This is a genomic window from Kribbella sp. NPDC006257 (genome assembly GCF_040613535.1).
Classification (GTDB): domain Bacteria; phylum Actinomycetota; class Actinomycetes; order Propionibacteriales; family Kribbellaceae; genus Kribbella.
In genome coordinates, this window is sequence record NZ_JBEXSJ010000042.1 from 18596 (window position 1) to 35503 (window position 16908).

At 68.0% G+C, this 16908-nt stretch carries 13 protein-coding genes; 5 read left to right on the forward strand and 8 right to left on the reverse strand.

What is annotated here, in order from left to right; all coding sequences use genetic code 11:
• Positions 1-42 precede the first annotated feature (42 nt).
• Positions 43-1008 carry an EamA family transporter gene (locus ABZ004_RS34675; protein ID WP_355685674.1) on the forward strand — a complete coding sequence of 322 codons (966 nt, stop codon included), beginning with the start codon at positions 43-45 and terminating at the stop codon, positions 1006-1008.
• 11 nt (positions 1009-1019) lie between these two features.
• On the forward strand, positions 1020-2486 hold the full coding sequence (locus tag ABZ004_RS34680) for a carboxylesterase family protein (RefSeq protein ID WP_355685676.1): 1467 nt from the start codon (positions 1020-1022) through the stop codon (positions 2484-2486).
• On the opposite strand, the gene ABZ004_RS34685 is transcribed toward ABZ004_RS34680, so the two are convergent.
• The 8 genes from ABZ004_RS34685 to ABZ004_RS34720 form a co-directional block, all read right to left on the reverse strand.
• Positions 2475-3629 (reverse strand): alanine--tRNA ligase-related protein, encoded by a 1155-nt coding sequence (locus tag ABZ004_RS34685; protein WP_355685678.1) that lies wholly within the window; start codon positions 3627-3629, stop codon positions 2475-2477. The two genes, ABZ004_RS34680 and ABZ004_RS34685, sit on opposite strands and share 12 nt — an antisense overlap.
• 204 nt (positions 3630-3833) lie before the next feature.
• Positions 3834-4949 carry a glycosyltransferase family 4 protein gene (locus ABZ004_RS34690; protein ID WP_355685680.1) on the reverse strand — a complete coding sequence of 372 codons (1116 nt, stop codon included), beginning with the start codon at positions 4947-4949 and terminating at the stop codon, positions 3834-3836.
• Positions 4946-6178, reverse strand: coding sequence for a M48 family metallopeptidase (locus tag ABZ004_RS34695; protein ID WP_355685682.1), 1233 nt, complete (start codon positions 6176-6178; stop codon positions 4946-4948). The genes ABZ004_RS34690 and ABZ004_RS34695 overlap by 4 nt, the downstream gene beginning before the upstream one ends.
• The gene (locus ABZ004_RS34700; protein WP_355685683.1) at positions 6171-7691 is read right to left on the reverse strand and encodes a hypothetical protein; all 1521 of its coding nucleotides are present in this window, start codon (positions 7689-7691) and stop codon (positions 6171-6173) included. Before ABZ004_RS34700 ends, ABZ004_RS34695 begins: the two co-directional genes overlap by 8 nt.
• Before the next feature lie 145 nt (positions 7692-7836).
• On the reverse strand, positions 7837-8898 hold the full coding sequence (locus ABZ004_RS34705; protein ID WP_355685685.1) for an NlpC/P60 family protein: 1062 nt from the start codon (positions 8896-8898) through the stop codon (positions 7837-7839).
• A 250-nt stretch (positions 8899-9148) separates the two neighbouring features.
• On the reverse strand, positions 9149-9358 hold the full coding sequence (locus tag ABZ004_RS34710) for a hypothetical protein (RefSeq protein ID WP_355685686.1): 210 nt from the start codon (positions 9356-9358) through the stop codon (positions 9149-9151).
• Positions 9359-9847: 489 nt separating this feature from the next.
• Positions 9848-10711 carry a DUF559 domain-containing protein gene (locus ABZ004_RS34715; protein WP_355685687.1) on the reverse strand — a complete coding sequence of 288 codons (864 nt, stop codon included), beginning with the start codon at positions 10709-10711 and terminating at the stop codon, positions 9848-9850.
• A gap of 242 nt (positions 10712-10953) precedes the next feature.
• On the reverse strand, positions 10954-12261 hold the full coding sequence (locus ABZ004_RS34720; protein WP_355685689.1) for an NYN domain-containing protein: 1308 nt from the start codon (positions 12259-12261) through the stop codon (positions 10954-10956).
• 174 nt (positions 12262-12435) lie between these two features.
• Here ABZ004_RS34720 and ABZ004_RS34725 point away from each other — a divergent pair, with 174 nt between their 5' ends.
• The 3 genes from ABZ004_RS34725 to ABZ004_RS34735 all read left to right on the forward strand — a co-directional run bounded on the left by ABZ004_RS34725 (position 12436) and on the right by ABZ004_RS34735 (position 16860).
• Positions 12436-14229 carry a DEDD exonuclease domain-containing protein gene (locus ABZ004_RS34725; RefSeq protein WP_355685691.1) on the forward strand — a complete coding sequence of 598 codons (1794 nt, stop codon included), beginning with the start codon at positions 12436-12438 and terminating at the stop codon, positions 14227-14229.
• Positions 14230-14314: 85 nt separating this feature from the next.
• Complete coding sequence (locus ABZ004_RS34730) at positions 14315-14602, forward strand: Lrp/AsnC ligand binding domain-containing protein (RefSeq protein WP_355685692.1); 288 nt, start codon at positions 14315-14317, stop codon at positions 14600-14602.
• Positions 14603-14652: 50 nt separating this feature from the next.
• Positions 14653-16860, forward strand: a complete 2208-nt coding sequence (locus tag ABZ004_RS34735) for a DUF2510 domain-containing protein (protein WP_355685694.1) — start codon at positions 14653-14655, stop codon at positions 16858-16860.
• Positions 16861-16908 lie beyond the last annotated feature (48 nt).

Here is a 16908-nt window from a genome sequence, read left to right on the forward strand (position 1 = left end):
GTCATGTACAGGATGAGCCTGGACTCGAGGTGAGGGGTTGAGATGGATGCCGCCCGGACCAAGACGGTGGGACTTGGGTTCGCGCTGTTCTCGGCGCTGACGTTCGGTGCTTCGGGGCCGTTCGCGAAGGCGCTGATCACCGCCGGCATCTCACCGGAGCAGGCTGCCTGGCTGCGGATTCTGGGCTCGGCTGTCCTGCTGGTCCCGCTGGTGCTGATCTTCCGCGGCCGAGCCGGGATCCAGGCCGCTCGGCGCAGCTGGCCGCAGTTGGTGCTCTACGGTCTGACCGGGATCGCGGGTTGCCAGACACTGTTCTTCATCGCCGCCAGCCGGCTGCCCGTCGGCATCGCGATCCTGCTGGAGTTCTCCGGCCCGGTGCTCGTGGTCCTCTGGCTGAAGTTCGGCCGCAAGACCGTCGTACCGCGCTCCGCCGCCCTCGGCGTCGCGATCGCCGTCGTCGGCCTCGGGACCGTCGTCGAGATCTGGTCCGGTCTCCAGATCGACCTGATCGGCCTGCTCTGCGGCCTCACCGCCGCGGCCTGCCAGGCGACGTACTTCCTGCTGATCGAGAGGCTCACCGGCGTCGCGGATCCGCTGGTGATGACCGCAGCCGGCAGCGTCGTCGGCGCACTGCTGTTGACCGCGGTATCGGCTCCGTGGACCGTGCCGTGGCACGTGCTCTCCGACACGATCGCGATGGGCGATCGCTCCGCGCCGGGCTGGACCTTCGCGGCCTTCCTGATCGTGGTCAGCACCGTAATCGCCTACCTCGCCGGAGCCGCCGCGGTGCAGCGCCTGTCGGCAGCGGTCGGCGGTGCCGTCGCGTACGTCGAGGTTGTGGCCGCCAGCATCTACGCCTGGATCCTGCTCGGCGAGACCCTGAAACCGAACCAGATCCTCGGCGGCGTCATCGTCCTCCTCGGTGCCTACGTCGCCCAGTCGTCGGTCGGCAAGGCTGCCCCTCCCGGCGCAGCAGTGCCGGAGGCCGCACTGACTACCCAGGTGTAAGGATGGGCGGTATGGATCCCATTGTGGCGGTGACGGGCGGTCAGGTTCGCGGGTCGACGAAGGACGGAATCACTGCCTACCTGGGGATTCCGTACGCCGCTACGCCGGTGGGCGCCGACCTGTACGCCGCGCCGCAACCGGTGAAGCCGTGGGACGGCGTGCGGGATGCGACCGCGCTGGGCGCTACTCCTCCGCAACCCGGGTACGACCCGCCGTTCAACAAGTTGCTGAGCAACCCGATCATCCCCGGCGACGAGATCCTCAACGTCAACGTCTGGACGCCCGGCGGCTCGGGGTTGCCCGTGATGGTCTGGATCCACGGCGGCGCCTTCCGCAACGGGTCCAACGCAGTACCGGCGTACGACGGAACTGCCTTCGCGCGCGACGGCGTCGTCCTGGTCAGCGTCAACTACCGGCTCGGCGTGATCGGCTTCGGTGTGGTCAAGGGGGCGCCGAGTAATCGCGGGCTGCTCGACCAGCTCGCTGCGCTGCAATGGGTGCAGGAGAACATCGCCTCCTTCGGGGGCGATCCGGACCAGGTCACGATCTTCGGTCAGTCGGCCGGTGGGATGAGTGTCGCCACCCTGATCTCGTTGCCCGCGTCACAAGGGCTGTTCCGGCGGGCCATCATGCAGAGCGGGTCGGCCGAGGCGGTGGCGCATGCGAGCGACGCCGGACTGATGACCGCCGAGCTGGCGAAGCGCTTGGGGATCCAGGCGACGCCGGAGGCGCTGGGCGCAGTACCGGCCGCGGCTCTCATCGATGCCCAGCGGGTGGTGTCGGCGGAGTTGCGGGCGAAACCTGATCCGGCGCGATTCGGTGCAAGTGTGGTCAAGGCCGGTGGCGGGATCATGCCGTTCTTCCCGGTGATCGACGGTGAGCTGATCCATCAGCTTCCGCTCGACGCGATCGCCGGCGGCGCGGCCGCGGGACTCGAGTTGCTGACCGGGTTCACCAGCGAGGAGTTCCGGTTCTTCCTGGTGCCGAGTGGGATTGCTGCCGCGGTCACGGCCGAGGCATTGCCTATGCTGCTTGCTCAGGCGGGTCTCGATCCAGCGATTGCCGAGACGTTCGCCGCCAACCGGCCCGGTCAGTCGCCAGGTGAGCTCTTCGCCGCTGTGACTAGCGCCGCGTTCTTCGCAGTACCGACGATCCGGCTTGCTGAAGCGGTCGCGCGGTCTTACGTTTACGAGTTCGCCTGGCAGTCGCCGTTGCCGGGGCTCGGAGCTTGTCATGCGTTGGAGCTGCCGTTCGTCTTCGACACCTTGGCGTTGGACCGGTCGCCGTTGCAGGGTGACAATCCGCCGCAGGAGCTGGCCGATCGGATGCATGCGGCGTGGGTCGCGTTCGCCACCACCGGGGATCCGGGCTGGTCGCAGTACAAGACAGACACGAGATCTGTGATGACTTTCGATCACCCGGAATCCCGGCAGCTGGCCGATCCGCACGGTGACGAACTGGCCTTGCTACGGCAGTAGCGACTGCACGAGTTCGCGCGGCAGGCCGTGCGTCTCGTGCAGGTAGTCGAAGTCGCTCTGGTCGAGCGTCTTCTGGAACCGTTCGTGGCTGATGATCCGGCGGCCACGCTCCAGCAGGTTGCCGAACCGGATCTCCTCGTCGATCAGGATGCGGCGGACCAGCGTCAGCAGCTCGCCCTGGTGGAAATGTTCCTGCGTGTGCTTGTAGAGCTCCATCGGCAGGTCCGACAGGGTGTAGCTGTCGTCCACCCGCCAGAGCAGCGTCAGCACCCGGCGGAGCAGCCGGCGCAGCACGTAGCCGCGACCGGTGTTCGACGGGTGCACGCCGTCGCCGACGATGACCATGCTCGACCGGAGGTGGTCGATCACGATCCGCTGCGACTCCAGGTCGAGCTTCCACAGCCCGGGGATGATCCGCATCCACGGCTCGAACAGCGAGGTCTCGTACACCGAATCCTTGCCCTCCAGCAGCATGGTCAGCCGCTCAAGCCCGAGGCCGGTGTCGATGTTGCGCTGCTGCAGCGGCTCCAGCGAGCCGTCCTCGAACCGGCGGTAGCGCATCATCACGTGGTTCCACACCTCCACCCAGCGGTCGTCGGTGGTCGGCGTACCGGTCGAAGTTCCCTTGCCGGTCCAGAGGAAGATCTCGGAGTCCGGGCCGCACGGACCGGTCGGGCCGTTCGACCACCAGTTGTCGTCGGTGGTCAGCTCGATCGGCACACCGAGTGACTGCCAGGTGCGTAGCGACTCCTGGTCCAGCTCCACCTGGTTGTCGCCGCCGAACACGGTCACGTAGAGCTGACCCGGGTCGATCCCGTACCCCTCAGTGAGCAGCTCATACCCCCACCGCAGCGACTGCTCGCTGCCGTAGTCGCCGAGCGACCACGAGCCGAGCATCTCGAACACAGTCAGGTGGGTGCGGTCCCCGACCTCGTCGAGATCGGTGGTTCGCAGGCAGCGCTGCACCCCGGTGAGTCTGCGGCCCAGTGGATGCGGTTCGCCTTCCAGATAAGGCGTCAGCGGATGCATCCCGGAGGTCGTGAACAGCACTTGGTCACCGGGGCGCGTGATGAGCGATGAACCCGTGGTGGGCACGTGGTCGCGGTCGATGAAGTAGTCGATGAAGGTCTTGGTGAGGCTCATGTCTTGTCCTTTGCGGTGGGATGGACCGGAAAGGTGAGCCTGGTTCTGGGCAAAACAAAACCGGCGACCGTTTCCGGTCGCCGGTGGGTGGTACTAGAGGTCAGGCAGCGGCAGCCGGAGAGCATGATGCTCGTACGGCTGCTACAAGGCGTGACGTCTGATGCATGGGACCTAGGGTACACACACCCCGGCAAGGTTTGTCCACTAGATCTCGAGGAGCGTGCGGAGGGTCTCCCCCGATTGTTGCCAGGTCCACTCTGTGGCGACCCACTCGCGACCGGCCGTGCCCATCGCGGTACTGAGCGCCGGATCGGTCAGCAGTTCGATCAGCCGTACGCCGGCCGCGACCGGGTTGTACGGGTCGACCAGATACCCGGTCTCGCCGTGCCGGACCGTGTCGGGAGCGCCGCCGGAATCGCCGACCAGGACCGGCTTCCCCGTTGCGGAAGCCTCCAGCGTCACGATCCCGAGCGCCTCCGGCTCCAACCCGAACCGCCGAGTCCGGCACGGCATGGCGAAGACATCCGCTGCATCGACGTACGGCGGAATCTCGGCCCACGGCACCGCTCCGGTGAACCGGACCGCGTGCCCGACCCCCATCGTCTCGGCGAGCCTGGTGAGCTGCTCGCGCTGCGGTCCGCCGCCGACGAGGAGCAACACCGCCGTCGGTACTGCGGCCAGCACCCTCGGCCACGCGCGAATCAGCGTGTCCTGCCCTTTGCGCGCGACCAGTCTCGAAACGCAGGCGACGACGGGAACGCCTTCGAGGCCGAGCCCTTTCCGCACCTGCTCTCCCCCGCAGCCCGGGTAGAACCTGGTGGCGTCGACGCCCGGGGTCAGCCGCCGGACTTCCGCCTTGTCCGACAGGGCTTTGGAGATCTGCTGCTCGCACCACCCGGAGACGGTGGTCACGGTGTCGGCCGCGTCACCGATCCTTCTGAGTGCTTGACGAGTGCCCGGTACGCCGGCCCACCAGGTCTCGTGGCCGTGTGTCATCGCGACGATCCTTTGCGCACCGGCCTTGCGAAGCGCCGGACCCATCAACCCGAGCGGAGCCGCCGCGCCGAAGAGCACTCGATCCGCCTTGTAGCGACGCATCACGTCCACGGCATGCCTCGTGACCCGTGCCGTCGGCAACAACATCGACGTACGATCCCGCTCAACAGGAAAGGACAGCTTTTCGTCGTACTGCGTGTCGCCGGGCATGTGCGCGGTGAGGACGACCAGGTCGTTGTGGAGCTCGTCGCACAGCGACCGGACGAAGGTCTCGATCCCACCCTGGCGAGGCGGGAAGTCGTTGGTGACAACGAGAACGGTCATCGCCGGACCAGCGGTGGGACCACCGATCCGTGCTCGGTCGCCCAGGCCCGGCCCATCGCGATCCGCTCCGGCGGGGTCGGGTGGTTCGCGAACATCCAGTAGCGCCAGCGGCTCGGGTCGAGGCCGGAGATGTTTGCCACCGACAACTGATGCTGCATCGCGACGAAGTCGGCCGGGTCGTTCGTCAGGCGCAGTGAGTGGTAGTCGGCGCGGGCCTCGATCTTGCGGCTGACAAGGTTCTGAACGGGCGCCGCGAGGGTGCTGCCGGCAACGATCAACGCTAGAAGCAGGGCGGTCTGGCGTGGATCAGACATCTTTGATCTGAGGATGAGCCTGAGGAGGACGACCGCGAAGGCTGCTCCCAGCGCTCCGATCAGCGTTCCGTGCAGGACGTCGTCCTCGGCCGCGTGCCCGAGTTCATGGGCAACGACGAGCCGGACCTGAGCGGGCGGGGCATCCTTCAGCAACGTGTCGTAGATGACGAGCCGACGGGTCGATCCGAAGCCGGAGACGTAGGCGTTGAGCGTGGTGGTTCGCTTGGAGGCGTCCGCGACGAGGACATCTTTGACCGGTACGCCGTCCTGCTTGGCCAGGTCGAGAAGCTGCTCCCGTTGCGGGCCGGGTGCGAGTGAAGTGAAGTCGTTGAATCTCGGCTCGACCAGGACGGGATAGGCGAAGGAGATGGCGAGCACCAGGACCGCTCCGGTGATCGCGGCCGTCGCCCACCACCAGGTGCGCCAACGACGAGCCAGGGCGAACAGGCCGAGGGTGATCGCGATGAGGACGATTGCTGAGAGCAACCAGTTGGTCGCACGGTCCTGGAACCACAATCCCCAGTCTTCGGTGGACAGGCCGTACTTCCGGGTCACACGTTCCGCCATCACGTCGGTCGGCAGGGTCACCAGACTGGCGAGAAATCCCAACACTACAACGAGAATCGGCGCTACGTAGTACCAGCGGCGGAGGTTGATCGCGTCGTACAGGCGTCGACCGAGTGGGCTGAAACCGATGCCTAGCGGGACCAGCAAGGAGAGGGCCCAGGAGGCGGTTGACCAGGGCAACAATTCGTGGCGGAACTGGTTCTGCCGGGCGATCTCGGCGGCGGTGAAGTCGAGGGTGGCGTCCGGCTTCGGCAGGTCGATCAGGTGCCAGGGGGTGGTCGTCGTGATCACTACGACGAGCGCTGCGGCCAGCAGGACGGCCGCGATTCTTGGAGCCCGCTCAGACACCTGCGAGCCTTTGGAGGTACTTCTGCCAGTCGGCGACGAACTCCTGTTCCGTCGTACCGAGCACCGTGCGGAACGCATCGGCCAGGCCGGTCGGGCTCTTCGACGCGTGCACAGTCCGGTAGAACCTCACCAGCTTCGCCTGGCCTTCTCGCTCGCTGATCAAGCGGCAGGCGAGCCAGCCCGATTCGTAGGCCTGCGGCAGTTCGGTCGCTGAGGCCGCGAAGGCGTCCGGCCCGGGGAGGCTCTTCGGGACCTTGCCGGCGCGGATCGCCTTGAAGAGTTCCTTCGCGGCCGACTCGTCCTGGACGGATACAGCGGTGAAGGCGACGTAGTCAGCGAATCCCTCGGCGAGCCAGAGCGGAACCGGCGATGCCGTCGCGGTGGAGGCGACGTGGGTGGTCTCGTGGGTCAGGACGATCCGGCGGCCCTGCTTGCCGAGCTCGTCGAACAGCTTCGGGTTGGCGACGATGCGCACCGGCGCGCCTGCTTGAGGCGTGTCCAGCTCGGCCATGGTGACGGCAGCGATCTGGGTGTAGGTGCCGGGCTGGGCGCCGAGCACGTACTCCATCTCGGCCTGCTTCGAGGGCAGGTAGATGACGGTCTTCTGCCGCCAGTTCTTGCCCCAGACCTTGCTGACCGAGTCGACGGCCTTGTCGCTGGCGGCTGCGTAGTCGTCCGCGTTCGCCTGCGAGTTGAGGCTGATCACCAGGCTGTGGTCACCCTTCGCGACGTCGATCGCGCCGAGCGCCCAGATCGGCCGACGCTGGCCGGCGACGAAACGTTCGCTGAAGGACGCGGCGTACGTCGTACCGTCTCTCGTCACGAAGGTGACCGGGAGCGACTCGCGCGCCGGTTTGGCGTCGTACCCGGTGAGCTGCCAGGAGACCTCGACCTGGGCGAGCCAGGACTCGGAACCGCCGAGCGCGGTCGTCCGGTCGGGCTCGAGGGCGCCGGGGTCGTCGCTGACGTAGCGCAGCTGGAAGGTGGCCAGAGGCAACTTCGCGAGGTTGTTGTAGACCGTGCGTGCCTGCGTGTCGAACGCCTTCGCCTGCGGGTCGATCGTGCTCATGAACGTGCCGCGGCTCTCGCTCTTGATCGCGTCGGCCATCCGCTGGAGGACAGCTTCGCCTTCGACCGCCCGGCGGACGCCCTCGGCAGCCTCGTCGGGCGACTTCGTCAGGCCCGGTACGCCCGATTTGCCGGCGCCAGGGTCGGCGGGAGCGTTCGCCACGTTGCGCAGACCGACAAAACCAGCCCCGGCAACCACAACGATCGCCAGGCCGAGCGCGACCCGCTTGAGGATGGTCGGCGAAAGGCTGGCGGGGAGCTTGAGATCGGCGAGCTTGAGGTTGGGCCGTTGGAGCTTGCCCAACCTGAGGTTTCCCGGCAGCGCCGGTCCACCCTCCGCGGCATGCTGCGCCGGGATGAAGACGGTGGTCTGGTCCGAGACCGGCTTACTTGGTTGAGGGGTCGGCGGATCGGTTGGCGTGCTGCCGCCTTGCTCCTCGCTCACCTCGGCCCCTCGCTGCTCACCTGCCCGGGTCACTCTAGTGTTCCGGGGATCGTCTGCCGCCTCAGCCAGTGAAGCACCCGGCCGGTGACATGACTCGGCTCCGGGGCGAGTGCCCCGGAGCCGTTGATCATGTCAGAAGCGCGGATCAGCCCGGACGGACAGCGCCGGCGTACCCGCTCATGTAGTCGACGTCGTTGACCTGAACCGGCTTGCTCGGGTTCGGCGCGTGCACCATCTTGCCGTTGCCGATGTACATCCCGACGTGGTGGATGCTCGACGTGCCGAAGAAGACCAGGTCGCCCGGCATCAGGTTGGCGCGGCTGACCCGGCGACCCTCACCGAACTGCGCTGCGGAGGAGTGCGACAGCGAGACGCCGGCCTTGCCCCAGGCGTACATCGTCAGACCGGAGCAGTCGAAACGGCTCGGGCCGGCGGCGCCCCACGAGTAGGAGTCGCCCAGCTGGTCCAGCGCGACCTGCACCGCGACGCTTGCGCGACCGCTGACCGGCACGTTCGGCAGGTCGTCGTCCATCCGGCCCTTGTCGCGGCTAGGGCGCTGGTCACGGGCCTTCTGGGCCTCGTCCGCGTTCTCCTGCGCGATCCGGGCGCGGTCGGCGGCGCTCAGCTTGCCGAGCACCTTCTCCGCGGCGTCCAGGTTCGCCTGGAGCTGCTTCTTCAGGTCTTCCTGCTGAGCCTTGACCGCCTGGAGGGCTGCGAGCTCGCTCTGCTCACCGGACTGGAGGTCGGTCAGCTTGCCCTGGGCGTCCTGGAACTTGCGGAGGGCCGAGTTCTGCTGGCCTGCGAAGGCCTGCGCGGTGGAGGCCTGGCTGAGGAACTGGTCGGGGTTCGTCGACAGCAGCAACTGCGCCGTCGTGGACATCCCCGAGGTCTGGTAGCCGGCGACCGCGAGGGACCCGATCTGCCGCTTCACCGCATCGACCTGGACCTGCTGCTTGGCGATCCCGGCCTGCAGCGCCTTCACCTTGGCTTCCTGGGCGCTGATCTTGCCCCGGAGCGCGTTGGCGGCCTCACCGGCGACCTCGGCCTTCTCCTGCAGATCCGCTACCTGCGCCTTCGCCTGCGCCAGAGTCGGCTTCTGGTCAGCGTCCGCGGCTCCCTGGATGAACAGCACCCCAGCGGCTACTGCGGTGGTGGTGATGGCGGCGAGAGCAATTCCCCTGGTGCGGTTAATGCGGCCGGTGGACACAGCCTGGTCGGTTCCTTCCTGTGTACGACGCCGTCCCCGTCGACCGCGCCTGGTCCTGCTGGGAGTCCTACCGCTGTAACTCCCGAACGACCCGGCGGGTCACACTTCGGCTTTCGCTGCCCGGCCGGTCTGGTCAACCGGCACGCTGGGGCAACGAGAGGTAACAGTAGTAACCGATTCGTGACCGATGCAATTCGCCCCTCTGGTTTGATCCAAACTTAACGTCCGGAACGCCCGCCCAACCCACCTCTCAGACCGCCCCAGCCGCAGATTCCCCTTCCCCAGCAGTGTTTCCCTCGACGCTACTGACGGAGTTCAGCTCGAGGCTGCTGACGGCGTGGACCAGCCGGAGTGGCGGGACCAGACCGGACTGGGCCAGTACGTCGAGTGCGGCCAGTTCTTCGTCGTCGACCCGGATCGAGTTCTGCTCGGGCGGCATCCCGAGCAGCACCGTGACCACGCAGTCACGGCAATCCGGACCTCTCATCGCACACGCATCGCAGTCGATCAGCACAACGTCCTCCAAAGTGGGGAAGCACCCGGACTTGCACCCGGCTGAAAAGCACGCTAAAGCCCCCCACCGACATTTCCCGCCGCCAACCGTTCGCCACCCCTCCCAAACCGGTTGCCTTGGCCCCCCAAACCAGTTGCCTCCCCCCCAACCAGTTGCCCTGCCCCCAACGAGTTGCCGGACCCGCTCCCCACCGCCCACCACAGGCACGAGGCAATCCGGCGTACCGACCGACATGAGGTATCCGCAGGAAGCCCGGATCTGGGGCGGCCTCCAGGCGGCGCGGGCGCACGGCGACCCGCAGTACAAGCGACACATCATGTCCGTCCGCACGCCGCTCCCCCGCCCGGTACGCCGGGTGCCGCGCCCCCTCTCGGTAGCCGATGCGCCAGGCGGGGCATCTCGCCCCGCCTGCGGAGGCTCGGTACTGCGGTTCGCTCAAGCGCGGGTCAGGCGGTTGGCGATTGCTGCTCGGATTGTGGCGATTACCCACTCCGGGTTCGAGAGCACTTGTTCGTAGGTGAAGCGGAGGACGAGCCAGCCGGCTGCGACCAATTCGTCGTACCGGCGGCAGTCGGCGGCGAAGTCTCTTCGGCCGCCGTGGAATTCGTACCCGTCGGCCTCGATCGCTATCCGCAGCTCGCGGTGGCCGAGGTCGACCTGCGCCTGGAACGAGCCGTTCACGACGACGACTTGTACCTCGAACCCTTCGATCCCAGCTTCCAGGAGCAGCGCTCGAAGGATGGATTCGAGGAAGCTGGCGGACCAGGCGTTCGCCGCGGCGGCGACGCGTCGGACCTTGGGCGTTCCCGGTCCGCGCATCCGGGCCGCCGCCGCGATCAGGTCGGACCGGGTGATGGTGCCCTTGGTGAGCGAACTGTCCGCGATAGCGAGACCTTCGGCGAAAGGCAAGGTCCGGGCGCAATCCATGACAGTTCGAATGAGCGAGGTCGTCCGGACAGCAAGGTCTTCAGGATCGATCGCCGCCCAGTGGAGGACGGCGGCGGGGCCAGAGCGCTTGTGTCTGTTCGGCGGGACTGTGACATGCGGGAGGATGGGCGCCGCAAGTAACGGGAGCTTCCAGTGTTCCGCGGCGCTCGTGTGCGAGAGGACACCGTCGTACGCGATGGCGACGCGATGATCCGCGGACATGCCGGGCCGTACGTAGACACCGCGTGCGGCTCGCTCGATCGCACCGCTCGTCAACGCCGCCGTCACCCTGCGACGCGAAGTCGCGGCCGCCAGTTCGCCGTACGTGGCGCGGCCACCCTTCCGGGCGAGGACTGTTCCTACCGATTCCATCGCCAGATCCTGCCTGGTTCGGGGCGATGGACGTCGAGCGTTATCCACAGGCCGTACCGACAGACATGAGGTGTCCGTGGACACGGCCGACCTCGGGCCTGAGTTGGGCGCGGAGGGGACGCGGCGACCCGCAGTACGGGCCACACCTCATGTCCGTCGGTACAGCAGACGCCCCCGTACTACGGGGCGCTCGGCTGGGCCCATGCACCCGTACTACGGGCGCCCGGGCGGAGCGGGGTGGGTCAGGGGCGGGTTATGCGGGTGATGAGGGTGGTGGCGGAGAGGGCTCGGGCGCCCATGGTGATGGTGGTTTCGGCGACTTCGCGGTCGGTGGAGACGACGACGATGGGGCGGCCAGGGGGTTCGGCGCGGACCAGCTGGCGGATGACCTCATCGGCGATGACGCCGGCGGGGCTGAAGCGGACCCGTACGCCGCGGGGTGGGTTGAGCTGGACCGGGCCGGAGAGTTCGGCGCCGTCGAAGACCACGGTGACCTCGATCCGACGCTGCGCCACCAATGCACCTAGTGCTGTGACCAGGCGTTGGCGCTGGGAGTGCAGCGGCGAGTTCGGCCAGGCGGTCTTGGTGACGTTGTAGCCGTCGACAATCAGGTGCACCTGCGGAAGCGACAGGAGTTCGTCGAACAACGCCGGGTCGTCGTCAGGCGCAGTACGGCCGACAGGCGCCGACGCAGGCTCGACTCCGGCGACAGTGTCGGCAGGGCGGAGCTCTCCCCCGGGTGGCAGAGCCAGCTCGCGACGGAGTCCTCCCGCTGCTTCAACAAGAGTGTCCAGCAGCAGGCGTGTCCTGGTAGAGGCGAGCTCGCGCTCTTGTCCCGCAGTACGGCGTGCTGCGTGCTCCACTGCCTCCAGCTCGGTGATGCGGGCCCGGAGTTTGCGCAGCTCACGGTCCACTTCCGCACGTGCCGCCTCGACGCGTTCGTCCGCCGTGTTCGCCTCGACTGTGCGCAGCTCGAGATCACTCTGCAGCCCGGCGATCCGCTGCCGCGCGTCGTTCAGCTTGCGCCGCAGGGTGACGTTCTCCGCCTTGAGCTCGGTGACCTGTTCGCGCAAACGTTCGCGCACCTGACGCGTCTCGGTGCGGGCCTGGTCGACCTGCTCGGTGAGCCGGTGGATCGCCTCGTCGTCGACCTTCGGCTGCTCCGGCGGCAACTGGGCCGCGTCGGCGACCCGCTGCTCCCAGTCGGTCGGGCGCAGCAGGTAGGCGAGCGCGGCCACCTCGACCGGCTCGGCCGCCGGCACCGGGATGCCCTCGGCGACGGCATCGCCCAGCTCGCGGTGCTCACGCCGTACCTCGAACGCGATCAGCCGGCGAAAATGCTCGTCGGTGTCCAGGATCGGCCCGAGGACGGACGCCGAAAGCTTCGCGCGCTTGCCCGGCGCGAAGCTGGCGAACCGCCGGAGCGGAGGTGGGATGTCTGTCGCGGGCAACTGCCCCAGAGCCTGGGCGGCGAGGGTCAGAACCCGTTGCCGCACCGGTTCGGGCAGGGTGGTGGCAGCGGAGCTCGCGGCGGCGCCGGCCTCAGCCACCGGTCCGCAGTCCGGCCGGAACGGCTACCTGGCTCAGCCAGTGACGCAGACCACAACGCCCGGGTGAACGCCCCGGATTCGCGGTGATCGCTTGTTTACGCATACGTAGAGCGTAGTCGGTTCCTTTGCGTGTCACCTGCGGAATTGTCGGAGCGGCCTTCTAGCGTCATGGGCATGAGGAGCCCGTCGCCGGATCATGCCGCTGCCCCGGTCATGCCGATCCGTGGTGTGCAACCCAGTTTCGACGACCTCGGTACGCCGTTGCGCGACGTCACCTTCTGCGTCGTCGACCTGGAGACGACCGGGGGCGCACCGGGAGATTCGGGCATCACCGAGATCGGCGCGGTCAAGGTGCGCGGCGGCGAGCTGATCGGCGAGTTCCAGACGCTGGTGAATCCGGCCGAGCCGATCCCGCCGTTCATCGCCGTACTGACCGGCATCACCGACCGGATGGTTGCCTCCTCACCCCGGATCGACTCGGTGCTGCCGGCCTTCCTGGAATTCGCCCGCGGGTGCGTGATGGTCGCCCACAACGCGCCGTTCGACATGGGGTTCCTGAAACACGAGAGCCAGGTGCACGGCTACGACTGGCCGGATTTCGCGGTCGTCGACACCGCGCTGCTGGCCCGGCGGGTGATCACCCCGGACGAGGCCCCGAACTGCAAGCTCGGCACGCTGGCGAAGTTGTTCCGGGCAACGGTCACGCCGAATCACCGCGCGCTGTCCGACGCCCGGGCGACGGTCGACGTGCTGCACGGGCTGTTCGAGCGGGTCGGCTCCCTCGGCGTACAGACTCTCGAAGACCTGCAGACGTACTCGTCCCGCGTCGCGCCACAGGTCCGCGCGAAGCGGCATCTGGCCGAATCGTTGCCGCACGCACCTGGTGTGTACCTGTTCACCGACGATCGCGGCGAGGTCCTGTACGTCGGGAAGTCGAAGGATCTGCGCACCCGCGTCCGGTCGTACTTCACCGCCTCGGAGACCCGCACCCGGATCGGCGAGATGATCGGGATCGCGACCGGCGTCCGGGGCATCGAGTGCGGGACGTCGCTGGAGGCCGAGATCCGTGAGCTCCGGCTGATCGCGGAGCACAAACCGCGGTACAACCGGCGCTCCAAGTTCCCCGAGCGGCAGCACTGGCTGAAGGTGACGGTCGAGCCGTTCCCGCGGCTGTCGCTGGTCAAACAGCTTCGCGACGACGACGCCGGTTATCTCGGGCCGTTCAGCTCGCGGAAGACGGCCGAGCGGGCGATGGCGGCGCTGCACGAGGCGTTCCCGATCCGGCAGTGCACGGTGCGGATGTCGCGGACGCCGTCGGTCTCGCCCTGCGTGCTCGCCGAGATGGGGCGCTGCGTGGCACCCTGCGACGGGCGGATCTCGGTGGATTCGTACGGCGAATTCGTGGCGGCGCTGCGGTCGGCGCTGACCGTCGATCCGGCGCCCGTGGTGGAGGCGCTCGACCGGCGGATCGACGTGCTCTCGGCCGACGAACGGTTCGAGGACGCGGCCGTGCATCGTGATCGGCTGAGCGCGTTCGTCCGGAGCAGCGCGAAGATGCAGCGGATGTCGTCGCTGACGGGGTGCGCGGAGATCTGCGCGGCCCGGCGTACGGACGACGGCGGCTGGGAGCTGCACGTGATCCGCCGGGGCCGGCTGGCCGCGGCCGGGATCAGCCCGCGCGGCACGGATCCGCGGAGGTATCTGGAGATGCTCCGGGCGTCCGCCGAGACCGTGCTGCCGGGGATCGGACCGGTCGCGAGCGCCTCACCGGAGGAGATCGAGCTCGTACTACGGTGGCTCGACTCCCCCGGCATCCGCCTGGTCGAGATGGACGGCACCTGGACCTGCCCGATCAGCGGCGCCGGCCGGCACGTGAGCCGCCTGGACAACTCCCACTCCGAAGAACACCACCACCCCAGCGAACGCCGCCGCCGCTCCCGGCCCTTGGGTCCAGCCCGGGTCAGCTGACCCGGGGTTGCCCGTACGGCGGCTGGGCGGCGGAGTGCGCACTATGCTTCAGCGGCAGGTTTCCGGGATTCGAGGAGAGGACGACATGGTCACCGCGATCGTGTTCATCAAGGCCGACGTCGCACGCATCCCCGAGGTCGCCGAGCAGGTGGCGGCGATCGAGGGCGTCAGCGAGGTGTACTCGGTGACCGGTGGTCTGGACCTGATCGCGATGATCCGGGTCGCCCATCACGACGACCTGGCGACCGTCATCCCCGACCACGTGAACCGGGTGCCCGGCGTACTGAGCACCGAGACGCACATCGCGTTCCGGACCTACTCCACGCACGACCTGGAGGCGGCCTTCAGCCTGGGCCAGGAAGACGGCGTCTGAGGGCCGGATTCCACGCCCTGATTGACACGAGCTGAAGTTACGGTGAACCCATGAGCAACCCTCCCGCGGGCTGGTATCCGGACCCCACCGGACAGCCCAACACCATCCGCTGGTGGAACGGGACGCAATGGACCAACAAAACCGAAACCGAGGCTCCCGCAGAAACCCCTGCCGACCCCACCCCTGCCCCGACAGACGCCAACCCGGCACTCGCCGCGACCTCAGCCGATCCTGAGCCAGCGTCCGCGGGAACCGCCGGTACTGCGCCTGCCGAAGCTGCTGCTGCTGCGAAGGTCAGTGCTGCCGAGAAAGCCAAAGCCGCTTGGACTGCGGTTGCAGCGCCTGCTAGCCAGCAGCAGACATCGATGGTCGATCCGAATGCCAACCCTTCGACCGGCTCAACGCCTGATCCCACTGACGAAGAAGGTCGCTGGAAGCTGAAGCTGGCTGAGCCGGTAGCTGGCGCGCCGACCAGCAACTCGAGCGCTGAGTCTGGCCAGTCGAGCGCTGAGCCTGGCGAGAGCGAGGCCGGCACGGCGGACGACGTCGAGCAGGCGAACACCGAGCAGCCCGACGACAAGCAGCCCGGCGTCGAGCACGCTGGCAACCAAGCCGACGACGCCGAGACGGGCCAAGCCACCGCGCAGATCCAAGGCGCCGGATCAGCCCAGGGCAGCGGATCAGACCAGGGCAACAGGACAGCCCAGGGCAACGGATCAGGTCAGAGCACCGGGTCAGACCAGAGCGCTGTATCGGGTGAAGGAACCTCCACTGGTTGGCAGGCGGTTGGCCAGCAGGGCGATGCGGCAGGCCAGAGCAGCGGATCAGGCCGGAGTTCCGCCGGCGAGTTGCAGGCGGGAGCTGAGCAAAGCTCGGCTGGTTGGCAGGCAGGGGCTCAGCAAGGCCCGGCTAGCTGGCAGGCCGGGGCTCAGCAAGGCTCGGCTAGCTGGCAGGTGGGGGCTCAGCAGGGCTCGACTGGGTGGCAGGCGGGCAGCAGTCCGTGGCAGACCGCGGGGAAGCAGAGCAGCGGCGGCACCGACAGCGCAGTACAGGCTGGTGGCGACAACGCGCAGGTGACTGCAGGTGCCGACGCACAGAGCGGGTCTGGGGGCTGGCAGACGACCAGCGCAGCGCAGGGCGCGGACGCGCGGGGTGCTGACGCGGCCGGTCCGGACGCGCAGGGTGCAGGCGCGCACGGTGCGGGCGCGCTAAGTGCTGCTGGAGCGTGGCAGGCGACTGGGCCAAGCCCAGGCGCAGGTGTGCAGGGCGGGGGTGGTGGGCCGGTTTTGGTGGGTGATGGTCAGGGGGCTTGGCAGGGTGGAGGTGTTGCGCTGCAGCGGGGTGGGCAGCAGTGGCAGGGCGGGGGGACGCAGACGGGGGTGGGGGCCTGGGGCCGGGGTGGTGCTGGGCCGTGGAGTGGTGGTGGGGACGGCGGGAAGAAGGGGTCCGCAGGCAAGGGTGGGTCCGGTGCCGGGGGCAACAAGACGATGATTGTGGTCGCGGCGGCGGTGGGGCTGGTGCTCATCGTCGTGGCAGGGGTTTTCTTCTTGCTGAAGGATCGCGGCGATCAGAAGACCGCGGATCCCGGTCCGACCGCTCCCGTCTCGACCGGCAGCACCTCGACCGACCCGACCAATAGCACCTCGACCGGGCCGAGCGGCGGCACCTCGACCGCGCCTACGCAACCGACGGCCAAGCCGACCGGACCGCAGAGCAGCATCTCGCCGGGGCAGTCGAAGAATCCCAGGCTGCACGCGGGTTCGCGGATCGCCTCCGATGCGATCTCGTTCCCGCGCCAGAAGCCGCCGTGGTCCGACCGCAAGCGGCTCGTGCCGCAATTGCTGGACTCCAGCGGCCAGTACGTGCTGCTGCAGGAGAACTTCGACGGCAAGAACGACTGGTACGCCGACATGTTCGTCGGCGCACTCGGTACCGGAACGCTCTTCAACGGGAACCCGCAGGCGACCGCCGCGGACCTGTCGTTGCAGGTCCGGAGCTCGATGTACGTGGACGTCCCGGTCACCTTCAAGCCGTTACGCAACGGATCGGTCAAACGGTCCGGCAAGAACGGCTGGTACTACCAGCAGTCCGTCACCGCGAACTCGCCGAAGATCAGCGCGCGGGCACTGACGCTGACCGTCGCCGTGTTCGACCTCGGTGACGGTACCGCGGTCGCGTACATCAGCGACATCCCCACGAACCGGCCGGACCTGAGGACGGCCGAAAGCCAGGTCTACAAGGGAATCAACGTTGGCTGAGAACGAGAACCCACCGCCGCCGCAGCGTCCACCCGCACGCCACAGCGC